Raw genomic sequence first — 13280 nt, 5'->3', positions numbered from 1 at the left:
GGCAGCTTCATGCTTGGAAGTTGGTCGACTGAGCGTTCGCTCGGCTCGTCTTTAAACACATTTGTAAGCGTTAACATAATTTTCGTAGCTCTACTATACGAATCAGGAGGTTTTTCATATGACAAAATCAGTAATCGTCAGTGGTGTACGGACACCTGTAGGGAAATTTGGTGGCGGATTAAGTTCTCTTACAGCGTCAGATCTAGGCGGAATCGCGATTAAAGAAGCGCTTCAACGAGCAAATGTTGCTCCAGAATCGGTGGATGAAGTCATTTTAGGCTGTGTTCTTCAAGGTGGCCAAGGGCAGATTCCTTCTCGCCAAGCGGCTGAAAAAGCAGGATTACCTTGGAAGACGAAAACAGAAACGATCAACAAAGTATGTGCGTCAGGTCTTCGGGCGATTACGATGGCAGATCAGATCATCCGTGCGGGTGACGAAGAAGTCATCGTTGCAGGTGGAATGGAATCGATGAGCAACGCACCTTACATTTTACCGAAAGCGCGCTGGGGACTTCGTATGGGAGATAGCTCAGTGAAAGATCTCATGGTTCATGATGGACTAACGTGTACGTTTACAGGGGTTCACATGGGAATCTACGGAAATGACGTAGCAAAAGAGATGGAGATCTCACGTGAGCGTCAAGACGAGTGGGCGTACCGCAGCCATAGCCGTGCTAATGATTCGATTGAAAAAGGAATTTTTGCAGAAGAGATCGTTCCTGTGGAAGTACCTCAACGTAAAGGCGAGCCGGTTGTTGTGTCCCAAGATGAGTCACCGCGTAAAGATACGTCTATCGAATCTCTTGCAAAATTAAGACCTGTATTTTCACAAGATGGAACGATTACAGCAGGAAACGCACCTGGCGTGAACGATGGGGCAGCGGCTGTAGTCGTGATGAGCGAAGAGCGCGCTGAAAAAGAAGGCAAAGAAGTGATGGCGACGATTCTTGGTCACACGGCACTTGCTGTGGAAGCGAAAGACTTTCCGAAAACGCCAGGTCTCGTCATCAATGAGCTCTTGAAAAAAACAGGAAAATCATTAGAAGAAATTGACCTTTTTGAAATAAACGAAGCATTCGCAGCTGTTGCGTTAGCGAGTTCTGAACTTGCGGGATTAGATCTTGAAAAAGTGAACGTGAACGGTGGAGCAGTCGCGTTGGGTCACCCGATTGGGGCGAGCGGCACGCGCATCGTACTAACGTTGATCCACGAGTTGAAAAGACGTGGCGGCGGACTTGGCATCGCTTCGATCTGTTCAGGCGGCGGGCAAGGTGACGCGATTTTAGTAGAAGTGAAGAAATAAGGAGGAGCAATATTCATGAGCATTCAAAACATTATGGTGATCGGTGCAGGACAGATGGGTTCAGGAATCGCGCAAGTTTGTGCACAAGCGGGCTATTCTGTTGTTCTGCATGACATGCAAGAAGAGTTCGTACAAAAAGGAATCGGAATCATCTCTAAAAATTTAAACCGCTCTGTGGAAAAAGGACGTTTGGATGAAAGCGAAAAAGAATCCATTCTATCCCGCATCACAGCTTCTGTTTCTCTAGAGAACGCGTCAAACGCAGATCTTGTGATCGAAGCAGTCGTGGAAAACATGGACGTGAAAACACAACTCTTCAAGATGCTCGACCAATACGCGCCAGCACATACAATCTTAGCGTCGAACACATCTTCCCTTCCGATCACAGAGATCGCGGCTGCAACGAACCGACCTGAAAAAGTAATCGGCATGCACTTCATGAACCCGGTTCCTGTTATGAAACTGGTAGAGATCATCCGTGGACTTCAAACAGCGGATGAGGTGTACGAGACGATTGAATCGGTATCTAAGAAGCTGCAAAAAGTACCAGTGGAAGTGAACGATTTCCCAGGCTTCATCTCCAACCGTATCCTTATGCCAATGATCAACGAAGCGATCTTCTCGGTGTATGAAGGGGTGGCAACACCTGAGGCGGTCGATGAGATTATGAAACTCGGAATGAACCATCCGATGGGTCCGTTAACACTAGCAGACTTCATCGGGCTCGACACGTGCCTCTACATCATGGAGACGCTTCATGAAGGTTTCGGTGATGACAAGTACCGTCCATGCCCGCTGCTAAGAAAGTACGTAAAAGCAGGCTGGCTCGGCAAAAAGTCAGGCAGAGGGTTCTACAACTACGGGGTCTGACCCCACACAAAGACAAAAATTCCATTTTTGTCTTTGTGGAAGAGACAGCTAACAGAGAGACAGCAACCGAAAAAAACAGATAGAGAAATAGAGAGCAAAGAAAGAACAAATAGAGAGATAACTCACGGAGAGAGACTACTAGTCGGCATTTCAATATAGGAATGGGGAGAGACCATGAACCTCTTATTTACTGAAGAACAAAAGATGATGCAGAAGATGGTACGGGATTTTGCACAGAAAGAGATAGCACCGGCCATCGAGCATATGGAAGAGACAGAAGAGTTTCCGCGTCATCTAATCACGAAGATGGCACAGCTCGGACTGATGGGAATTCCGATACCAGAAGAATATGGCGGAGCAGGGATGGATTTTACGTCCTACATTATCGCGATCAATGAGCTTTCTAAAGTGAGCGCGACGATCGGCGTTATTTTATCTGTCCATACGAGTGTCGGAACGAATCCGATCCTTTATTTCGGGAATGAAGAACAAAAGAGAAAATACATTCCTAAGTTAGCAAGTGGAGAGTACCTTGGTGCGTTCGGACTAACAGAGCCGAGTTCAGGTTCTGATGCAGCAAGCTTAAAGACGAGAGCAGTTAAAAAGGGCGATCATTACATCTTGAACGGCTCTAAGATTTTTATCACAAACGCAGGAGAAGCGGACGTGTACATCGTTTTTGCTTCAACAGCACCTGATAAAGGAAGCTACGGGATTTCGGCCTTCATCGTCGATAAAGATACACCAGGTTTTTCAGTAGGAAAGAAAGAGAAAAAAATGGGGTTGAACGGATCAAACACGTGCGAGATCATTTTCGAAGATGCACGTGTACCTGCTGAAAATCTTCTAGGTAATGAAGGGGAAGGCTTTAAGATCGCGATGAGCAACCTCGATGTGGGCAGGATCGGAATTGCTGCTCAATCACTTGGTATCGCTGAGGCGGCATTAGAATTCGCGACGAACTATGCAAAAGAAAGAAAACAGTTCGGAAAGCCGATCGGTGCAAATCAAGGTCTAGGATTTAAACTTGCAGACATGGCGACTGCCGTTGAAGCGGCAAAACTTTTAACCTATCGTGCGGCAGATCTAAAGACAAACAACCTATCATGCGGAAAAGAAGCGTCGATGGCAAAGCTTTTTGCATCAGAAACGGCAATGAAATCAGCGATCGAAGCGGTGCAAGTGTACGGAGGGTACGGCTATACAAAAGAGTATCCGGTAGAAAGACTGTTCCGAGACGCGAAGGTGTGTCAGATCTATGAGGGAACAAGCGAGATTCAGCGTATGGTGTTAAGCAAACATTTACTAGGATAAGAGGGAGAGATAGAAATGCAATTTATGTTATCTGAAGAACATGAAATGATCCGTAAGATGGTGCGTGATTTTGCCAAAAATGAAGTAGAGCCTACAGCTGCAGAACGTGACGAAGAGGAGCGTTTTGACCGCGCAATTTTTGATCAGATGGGTGAGCTTGGCCTTTGCGGAATTCCTTGGCCAGAAGAGTATGGCGGAATCGGCGGAGATTATTTAGGTTATGTAATCGCAGTTGAAGAACTATCTCGTGTTTGTGCGTCAGTGGGTGTAACCCTTTCTGCTCACACCTCTCTTGCGGGATGGCCGATCTTCAAGTTTGGTAACGAAGAGCAAAAGCAAAAGTTCCTTCGCCCGATGGCAGAAGGTAAAAAAATCGGAGCATATGGCTTAACTGAACCGGGATCAGGATCAGATGCAGGAAACATGAAAACAACAGCGAAAAAAGACGGCGATGACTATATCATCAACGGCTCAAAGATCTTTATCACAAACGCTGGGGACGCTGAGATCTATGTTGTTTTTGCCCGCACGGATATCGAAGCAGGATCAAGAGGAGTTTCTGCGTTCATCGTAGAAAAAGGAACACCAGGCTTTTCTTTCGGTAAAAAAGAAAAGAAACTCGGCATCCGTTCATCTCCAACATTAGAGATCATTTTTGAAGATTGCCGCGTACCAGCTGAAAACCTTCTAGGGAAAGAAGGAGACGGCTTTAAGATTGCAATGATGACTCTTGATGGCGGACGTAACGGAATCGCGGCTCAAGCGGTTGGAATCGCTCAAGGAGCACTAGATGCTTCCGTAAATTACGCAAAAGACCGCAAACAGTTCGGTAAGCCGATCGGTTTCAACCAAGGGATCGGGTTCAAACTTGCAGATATGGCAACAAAAGTGGAAGCGGCTCGCCTATTAACCTATCAAGCTGCTTGGAGAGAATCGGAAGGTCTTCCATACGGAAAAGAGTCCGCGATGTCAAAGCTATTTGCTGGAGATATCGCAATGGAAGTAACGACAGACGCAGTTCAAGTATTCGGCGGATATGGCTACACGAAAGAATATCCAGTAGAACGCTACATGCGTGATGCAAAAATCACACAGATCTACGAAGGTACACAAGAAATTCAGCGTCTCGTTATTTCTAAAATGCTTTTAAAAGATTAAGAGAGCGAAGTTTTGCAACATAGTGGCTAGGGAAATTTTTTTGCTAAATCAGTATTTCTCTATTCATAACAGAGTGTTGTTAAAAATACTCCAAATAACACCCTTGCAGTTGATTGGAGCGCAAGGTGCGAGACTCCTGCGGGACTGGCGGTTAGGTGAGACCCTTAAGGGCGCGAAGCGGCAAGGGGCTCACCGCCTGCCCCGCGGAAAGCGAGCATCCTGGAGCGGAAATCAACTACCCCGAAAAAGTTTTAGGAGGATATTATGCATCCATTAGCACAGCGCATCCAGCAAAAAGAGGAACGTGCTCTCGCGAAAGCGATCACGCTTGCCGAGAACAACGGTGAAGACAAACTCGAGCTTTTAAAGAGCATCTACCCGCAGCAAAAAGGCGCTCATTGGATCGGCATCACCGGTTCACCGGGTGCCGGGAAAAGCTCGCTCGTCAATCGTCTCATCTCTTTTTTGCGTAAAAAGAAGATGACGGTTGCCGTTGTTGCGGTGGATCCGACGAGTCCGTTCAGCGGCGGCTCTATTCTTGGAGACCGCGTAAGGATGGCTGACCATTTTACCGACCCGGGTGTGTTTATCCGAAGCATGGGGACGCGCGGCAGTCTCGGCGGCCTTTCACGGTCGACGAAAGAGACGGTAAGGCTGATGGATGCTTATGGTTTTGATGTGATTTTAATAGAGACGGTAGGAGTAGGGCAGTCTGAGCTCGATATTATGAAGCTAGCAGATTCGGTTGCAGTTGTATTGAACCCAGGTAGCGGAGATGTTGTTCAAGTGTTTAAGGCGGGAATCATGGAGATCGCGGATCTGTTCGTTGTGAACAAAGCGGATATGCCAGGGGTTCCGAAGCTTCTTGCTGAGATCGAAGCGATGCTTGACCTTGTGAAACACGACAGCCTGTACCGCCCGCCAGTCGTTGAGACGGTTTCTACTGAAAATAAAGGATTGCAAGAATTATGGGACTCTCTTCTAGCACACCGTGAATATCTAGATAAGAGCGGTGAAGGCAAGGAAAGAAAGCTTTCTAACCTGAAGCGTGAGGTGATGGAAGTGGTTCAGCATGAAATCTATCAGCAAGTGTTGAAACAAGAACAGAAAAATGGGTTCTCCTGGCTGGCCGACTTAGAATCAGGTACGACAGACCCTTATACAGCTGCAGAAAAGATTTTAATAAAACGATTGCAGCCGGCTGACGGGAAACAGAAATGAGGGAGGCCAATTGGGTAAGAAAGAAGTGCCGTCGCTCGTAAAAGATGAAAAACTGATTCAGAGACGACGGGAAGAGATGGTGAAAGCCGCGGTCTCTCTATTTAAAGAGAATGGGTTCCACCGCACGACAACCCGGGAGATCGCCAAAGCTTCTGGCTTCAGTATCGGCACACTCTACGAGTATATCCGGTCAAAAGAAGATATTCTCTATCTCGTCTGCGACAGCATCTATGACGGGGTAAAGCTGAGGCTGCAGCAGGATATCAAAGGGGAAGATAGCGGGATTCAAGGTGTTGAACGTGCAATCTCTGCTTATTTTAAAGTGATGGACGACATGCAGGATGAGGTGCTCGTCATGTATCAAGAAGCGAAGTCACTTTCTCATGAAGCTCTTCCGTATGTGCTCAAAAAAGAGCTGGAGATGACGGCGATCTTTGAAGAACTGCTTTTTAAAGTGGTAAAGCAAGGTGAACTGCATTTAAGTGAAAAAGAAATACAGGCAGCAGCTCACAATATTTTGATCATCGGACAGATGTGGACGTTCAGACGCTGGGCGCTGCAGAAGATGTATACGTTAGAAGAATACACGGCATTACAGATTCAGCAATTGTTGTACGGCATAAAAGGAGCATAAGAAAGGATGAATGAAATGACTCAGACCGATAGTTACAGGCCGAAAAATCCGGTTCGATTTGTAACCGCTTCCAGCCTTTTTGATGGTCATGATGCGTCGATTAACATCATGAGAAGAATCATTCAGTCGAACGGCTGTGAGGTGATCCACCTTGGACACAACCGTTCCGTAGATGAAGTGGTGAGTGCTGCCATTCAAGAGGATGTTCAAGGAATCGCGATCTCTTCTTATCAAGGCGGACACGTTGAGTATTTTAAATACATGATCGATCTATTAAAAGAACGCGGTGCAGGACATATCAAAGTCTTTGGAGGCGGTGGGGGCGTTATAATCCCACCTGAGATCAAGGAGCTGCATGCTTATGGCGTAACACGCATCTTTTCACCTGAAGATGGAAGATTGCTAGGACTTCAAGGCATGATTAATAAGATGGTAGAAGAGTGTGATTTTCCGACGGTTACCTCTTTAACAGATGAGATTGAAAAAGTAGTAGAAAAAGACGTTCGCTCTGTTTCACGTTTGATCACGTTAGCAGAAAATGTGAAGCAAGCGCCAGAAGAGATCGCAGCAACGGCTGAACAGACGTTAAACGAATTGAAAAGTCTGCAAAAACAAGTGCCGGTTCTTGGAATCACAGGAACAGGGGGAGCGGGAAAAAGTTCATTAACCGATGAGCTTGTTCGACGCTTCTTAAACGAGTGTGAAGACAAGACGATCGCAATCATCTCAATTGATCCGACCAAACAAAAAACAGGCGGAGCGCTTTTAGGTGACAGAATCCGAATGAACGCGATCTATCATCCACGTGTGTACATGCGTTCACTTGCTACACGTGGTTCACGTTCTGAGCTGTCCGATGCGATCAAGGACGCAATCGCAGTAACGAAAGCAGCTGGATTTGATCTGATCGTTGTTGAGACGAGCGGAATCGGCCAAGGGGACGCTGGAATCTCAGAGATCTCTGATGCTTCTCTATACGTGATGACGAGTGAGTTTGGTGCACCATCACAATTAGAAAAAATCGATATGATCGATTATGCAGATATTATTGCGATCAATAAGTTCGAGCGCAAAGGCTCTGAAGACGCGCTTCGTGATGTAAAGAAGCAATATCAGCGTTCTCGCAACTGGTTTGATAGAGATTTAGATGAGATGCCTGTTTACGGAACGATTGCGAGCCAATTTAACGATGCGGGCACGAACATCCTTTTTTATCACTTGATGAAAGTGATCGAAGAAAAGTCAGGCATGGATTGGGGCATTCAGCCTGCAGCAGAGGCGATGACTGCGAAAAAGAACGTCATCATACCAGGTGAACGTGCTCAGTACTTAAATGAGATCGCACAAACGGTTCGTAAATATCATGAAACGGTGAATGAGCAAGCGAAACTAGCTCGCAAGTCGTTCCAAATTCAAGGGACGCTTGAAACGGTAAGAGAATACGACGCTGCAGGTGAAGAAGTAGAAACGTCGTTAAACAAAGCACTGGAAAAAGTTGAAGAGCAATTGTTGCCAACGACTTCAAAAATGCTCAAAGAATGGCCAGCGTTAAAAGAAATGTATAGCAAAAAAGAGTTTGTAACAAAGATTCGAGACAAAGAGATCGTGACCGAGCTATCGACGAAAAGTCTTTCTGGTCTTGATATTCCAAAAGTGGCTCTTCCGAAGTTTGAAGACTGGGGGGACATCGTAAAGTGGATCATGAAAGAAAATGTGCCAGGTTCGTTCCCGTACACAGCGGGAGTGTTTCCTTTTAAACGTAAAGGTGAAGATCCGAAGCGTCAGTTCGCTGGAGAAGGAACGCCTGAACGAACGAACCGCCGATTCCATTATCTATCAAAAGATGATGACGCGAAGCGCTTGAGTACAGCGTTTGATTCAGTAACCCTTTACGGAGAAGATCCAGATCACCGTCCGGACATCTACGGAAAAGTTGGGGAGAGCGGTGTGAGCATCTGTACGCTAAACGACATGAAGAAGCTGTATGACGGCTTTGATCTGATCGCTCCTTCTACATCTGTTTCGATGACGATCAATGGTCCGGCACCTATCATTCTCGCCATGTTCATGAACACGGCGATCGATCAGCAAGTGAAGATTTTTGCGGATACGAACGGCAGACAACCGAACGAAGCAGAGTACAGCGAGATTAAGGAGAAGACCCTTGCCTCTGTTCGTGGAACGGTTCAAGCAGACATCTTAAAAGAAGATCAAGGTCAGAACACGTGTATCTTCTCTACTGAATTCGCGCTTCGCATGATGGGTGATATTCAGCAATACTTTATCGACCACCAAGTGCGTAATTATTATTCGGTTTCGATCTCTGGCTACCATATCGCAGAAGCTGGTGCGAACCCGATCACTCAGCTCGCGTTTACACTTGCGAACGGCTTTACGTACGTTGAATATTATTTAAGCCGTGGAATGGATATTAACGCATTCGCGCCCAATCTATCGTTCTTCTTCTCAAACGGACTTGATCCAGAATATAGCGTAATCGGCCGTGTTGCTCGCCGAATCTGGGCTACGGTAATGCGTGATAAATACAAAGCGAACGAGCGCAGCCAGAAGCTGAAGTATCATATCCAAACATCTGGACGTTCATTACACGCGCAAGAGATTGATTTTAACGATATTCGTACAACGCTTCAAGCGTTGATGGCACTTTATGATAACTGTAACTCGCTTCACACGAACTCGTATGACGAAGCGATCACAACGCCAACGGAAGAATCCGTTCGCCGCGCGATGGCGATTCAGATGATCATTACAAAAGAGCTTGGTTTGGCCCGTAATGAGAACTCGCTTCAAGGTTCCTTTATTATTGAAGAGTTAACAGATCTTGTAGAAGAGATGGTTCTTCAAGAGTTCGAGCGCATGAACACAAGAGGCGGCGTACTAGGTGCGATGGAAACGCAGTATCAACGTGGAAAGATTCAAGAAGAATCGATGTATTATGAAATGAAAAAGCATGACGGATCGCTTCCGATCATCGGAGTGAACACATACCTCAATCCGAACACGCCGTCAGAAGAAGAGTTCAACATGCAGCTCGCTCGTGCGACAAAGGACGAAAAAGAGCAGCAGATTCAGAATCTGAATGCGTTCCAAGAGTCTAGCAAAGACCAAGCGGGTGAAGCTCTTAAACGTTTGAAAAATGTTGCCTTATCCGGCGGAAACATTTTCGATGAGCTCATGCATACCGTAAAATTTGCAAGTCTCGGTCAGATCACGAGTGCGCTTTATGAAGTAGGCGGGAAGTATAGAAGAAACATGTAGTGAGTTGAGAAGAGAGCCGCCAGTTTGAGCGGTTCTCTTTTCTTTGCGAGACGATTAAGAGAGTTAATTTCCGCTTCAGGACTCGCTTTCCGCAGGGTGTGCGGTGAGCCCATTCGCCGCTTTGCGTCATTGAATGGTCTCACCTGTCCCACTCATCCTGCAGGAGTCTCGTCCTTCCGCTTCAATTAACTATTCGAGGAGTATTCTCAAAGGTCTCTCTTAGCACTGGCATTTAGAAAGAGTCTTTTAAAAAAGGTTTTTTAAAGCTGGTGACCTTTGCTACTTCAATTCTCACCATATGCAAGTTGATTGGAGCGCAAGGTGCGAGACTCCTGCGGGACAGGTGGGCAGTTCGAAAAGTGGAAGTGGCTCGTTCGGCCCCGACAAGCAAAAGGTGAATGGGCCAGGAAGGCGCACTTTGCCTTCTTGACCATTTAACTTTTGACCTCGAGGGGCTAGCCACTGCAACTAAACAGGTGAGACGCTTAGGGGCGCGAAGCGGCAAGTGGCTCACCGCCTGCCCCGCGGAAAGCGAGCAACCTGGAGTGGAAATCAACCACTTTCAAAAGCATCGAAGTATAAACCAACACACTTCATAAAACCTTTTATGGAAAAAAGATAGATTACTACTGGCATATACCCATGGGATTTGTTTATAATGAAGAGTATGATTCTTCTAAAGAATGAGCACAATGTGTTGATATAAATGAGTGTGGAGAAGGAAAGGAAGTGCCGATGTGGCTATGCTGAACACGTACACGAAAGAACAAGTCGTTGAAATGTCAATGGTCGAAATCGCATTTGAAATTTTGCAGAATGCTAAGCAACCTGTTCAATTCTATGATTTAGTTAAACAGATCGCTGAAATCAAAGGTTTGTCTAAAACTGCTGTGGAAAACCGAATTGCGTATTTTTACACAGATATGAATATTGACGGCCGATTCGTTTCATTAGGCGATAATAAATGGGGATTAAAAACGTGGTACCCAGTTGAGAGCTCTGAAGAGGAACTTGGTGCAACGAACAAACCAACAAAACGTAAAAAAGCGTCTGAAGATGACTATGACTTTGAAGAGGACTTCGATGATGAAGACTTCGATGAGTTAGAAGTAGAAGATGAGTTCGTTGATGAAGACGACGATCTTGCTGATGACGATGACGATGATGACGATGAAGAAGAAGAATTAGAATTCGATGAAGAAGATGAAGACTTCGACGAAGACGACGAAGATGAAGATGCAGATGAGGAAGAAAATCTGTAAGTCTTTGTGACTCATTAGAACCAGTGCCTTTTGGCGCTGGTTTTTGTTTTTTAGATGCAACTCGTGGATTGCAGGCAAAAACTTTTGGATTCACGGCGGAAACTCGTGGATTAACGGCAAAAACTTTTGGATTCAGTGCCTAAACTCGTGGATTGCAGGCCGAAACTCGCCGATTGCCTAGGCTGAGCGCCATTTCACAAGCTTGTCACACTAAAAAATGGATTCTAACAGATCATCTTGACATGGGCTCTATACTCGGGTAATATTCTTTTTGGGCTATTCCTGTATCTTTTATTTAAAAGACTAATTTTATATGATATCAAAAGCAAAAGTGCCCCCTAACCATAGGGGAAGTGTCTTTTGCTTTTTATTTTTTTACGGATGAGTCTGTGTACACTTCACGTACACCGCCTCTCCCGATAGTAGAAAAAGCGTTAAACGCACATACTTATTTTAGAAAATTTAGGGGGATTGAAAACATGGCAAAATATATTTTTGTTACAGGCGGTGTTGTTTCTTCTTTAGGAAAAGGAATCACTGCAGCCTCATTAGGCCGTTTATTAAAAAACCGTGGAGTGAAAGTGACGACGCAAAAATTCGATCCTTACATCAACGTGGATCCAGGGACGATGAGCCCTTATCAGCATGGTGAAGTTTTCGTAACGGATGACGGTGCGGAAACGGACTTAGACTTAGGTCACTATGAGCGTTTTATTGATATTAACTTAAATAAATACAGCTCAGTAACGACTGGGAAAATCTATTCTACCGTTCTTAGAAAAGAGCGTCGCGGTGAGTATCTTGGCGGAACGGTTCAAGTTATCCCGCATATCACGAACGAGATCAAAGAACGTGTTTTCCGTGCTGGCCGTGAAACAAATGCAGATGTCGTGATCACAGAGATTGGCGGAACAGTTGGGGATATCGAAAGCTTGCCGTTCCTAGAAGCGATCCGTCAGATTAAAAGTGATGTAGGCTCAGAAAACGTAATGTATATCCACTGTACACTGATTCCTTATATCCGTGCAGCAGGTGAGCTGAAGACGAAGCCAACACAACATAGTGTAAAAGAGCTTCGCAGCCTTGGTATTCAGCCGAACATCATCGTAGTTCGTACAGAGATGCCGGTGCCTCAAGAGATGAAAGACAAGATCGGTCTATTCTGCGACATCGATCCTAAAGCTGTTATCGAAGCTAGAGATGCAGATACGCTTTACCAAGTGCCGATCGATCTTCAAGAGCAGAAGATGGACGAGCTTGTTTGTAAACACCTTAAGCTTGAAACACACGAGCCGGATATGGCGGAGTGGAAAGAACTGATCAACCGGGTAACGAACTTAAAAGGAAAAGCAAAGATCGCGTTAGTCGGAAAGTATGTAGCGTTACAAGATGCTTATATTTCTGTTGTTGAAGCGCTTCGTCATGCGGGTTATCAATTTGATACAGATATCGAGATCGATTGGATCAACTCTGAGAACGTGACAGCTGAAAACGTGCACGAACTTCTTCAAGATGCTGATGGTATCTTAGTTCCTGGTGGATTCGGTGACAGAGGGGTAGAAGGTAAGATTCTAGCAACTCAATATGCGCGTGAGAACAAAGTTCCTTTCTTAGGAATTTGTCTTGGTATGCAACTTGCTTCCGTCGAGTTTGCTCGTAACGTCTTAGGACTTGATGGTGCACACTCTGCAGAACTTATGCCTGGCACACCGTTCCCAGTTATCGATCTGCTTCCTGAACAAAAGGATATCGAGGACCTAGGTGGTACACTACGCCTTGGACTATATCCGTGTAAGATTAAAGAAGATACAAAAGCGTTCGCAGCTTATAACGATGAAGTTGTTTACGAAAGACACCGTCACCGTTATGAGTTCAACAACGAATACCGTGAACAGATGGAAAAAGCAGGATTCATCTTCTCAGGAACATCTCCTGATGGACGTCTTGTTGAGATCATCGAGTTAGAAGATCACCCGTGGTTTGTTGCGTCGCAGTTCCACCCAGAATTCACATCACGACCAACACGCCCGCAAGCACTATTCCGTGACTTTATCGGTGCAGTAACACAATTGAAGAACTAATTATGGCCGGCAGCTTCCCTTTATGAGTGGGAGCTGCCGTTTTTTTGCGTTTTATGTGATGTTTGTCTATTTTTATGTGATGAGCTCTAATTTTTATGTGATGGATGCCGATTTTTATGTGATTAACTATGCTTTTTATGTGATTGAGTTTTATGGCG

At 45.5% G+C, this 13280-nt stretch carries 9 protein-coding genes; all 9 read left to right on the top strand.

What is annotated here, in order from left to right; genetic code table 11:
* Positions 1 to 118 precede the first annotated feature (118 nt).
* The 9 genes from IHV11_RS14875 to IHV11_RS14835 all read left to right on the top strand — a co-directional run bounded on the left by IHV11_RS14875 (position 119) and on the right by IHV11_RS14835 (position 13122).
* Complete coding sequence (locus IHV11_RS14875) at positions 119 to 1303, top strand: acetyl-CoA C-acetyltransferase (RefSeq protein ID WP_197195326.1); 1185 nt, start codon at positions 119 to 121, stop codon at positions 1301 to 1303.
* Between the two features lie 15 nt (positions 1304 to 1318).
* The gene (locus IHV11_RS14870; RefSeq protein WP_197195325.1) at positions 1319 to 2173 is read left to right on the top strand and encodes a 3-hydroxybutyryl-CoA dehydrogenase; all 855 of its coding nucleotides are present in this window, start codon (positions 1319 to 1321) and stop codon (positions 2171 to 2173) included.
* A gap of 174 nt (positions 2174 to 2347) precedes the next feature.
* Positions 2348 to 3487: an acyl-CoA dehydrogenase gene (locus IHV11_RS14865; RefSeq protein WP_197195324.1), complete on the top strand. Its 1140-nt coding sequence runs from the start codon at positions 2348 to 2350 to the stop codon at positions 3485 to 3487.
* A gap of 15 nt (positions 3488 to 3502) precedes the next feature.
* Entirely contained in the window at positions 3503 to 4645 is a 1143-nt protein-coding gene (locus tag IHV11_RS14860; RefSeq protein ID WP_197195323.1) for an acyl-CoA dehydrogenase, read from the top strand.
* A 264-nt stretch (positions 4646 to 4909) separates the two neighbouring features.
* Positions 4910 to 5866 (top strand): methylmalonyl Co-A mutase-associated GTPase MeaB, encoded by a 957-nt coding sequence (gene meaB / locus IHV11_RS14855; RefSeq protein WP_197195322.1) that lies wholly within the window; start codon positions 4910 to 4912, stop codon positions 5864 to 5866.
* 10 nt (positions 5867 to 5876) lie between these two features.
* Positions 5877 to 6500 carry a TetR/AcrR family transcriptional regulator gene (locus IHV11_RS14850; protein ID WP_197128273.1) on the top strand — a complete coding sequence of 208 codons (624 nt, stop codon included), beginning with the start codon at positions 5877 to 5879 and terminating at the stop codon, positions 6498 to 6500.
* A 15-nt stretch (positions 6501 to 6515) separates the two neighbouring features.
* Entirely contained in the window at positions 6516 to 9779 is a 3264-nt protein-coding gene (gene icmF / locus IHV11_RS14845; protein ID WP_197195473.1) for a fused isobutyryl-CoA mutase/GTPase IcmF, read from the top strand.
* Positions 9780 to 10522: 743 nt separating this feature from the next.
* On the top strand, positions 10523 to 11041 hold the full coding sequence (rpoE, locus tag IHV11_RS14840; RefSeq protein WP_197129867.1) for a DNA-directed RNA polymerase subunit delta: 519 nt from the start codon (positions 10523 to 10525) through the stop codon (positions 11039 to 11041).
* A gap of 479 nt (positions 11042 to 11520) precedes the next feature.
* On the top strand, positions 11521 to 13122 hold the full coding sequence (locus IHV11_RS14835) for a CTP synthase (RefSeq protein ID WP_144696861.1): 1602 nt from the start codon (positions 11521 to 11523) through the stop codon (positions 13120 to 13122).
* The last annotated feature ends 158 nt before the right edge of the window (positions 13123 to 13280 follow it).

Source organism: Fictibacillus sp. 26RED30, assembly GCF_015903845.1.
GTDB lineage: Bacteria > Bacillota > Bacilli > Bacillales > Fictibacillaceae > Fictibacillus > Fictibacillus phosphorivorans.
The sequence above is the reverse complement of the archived record's forward strand: the minus strand, read 5'-3'. Positions and strand labels throughout refer to the sequence as shown.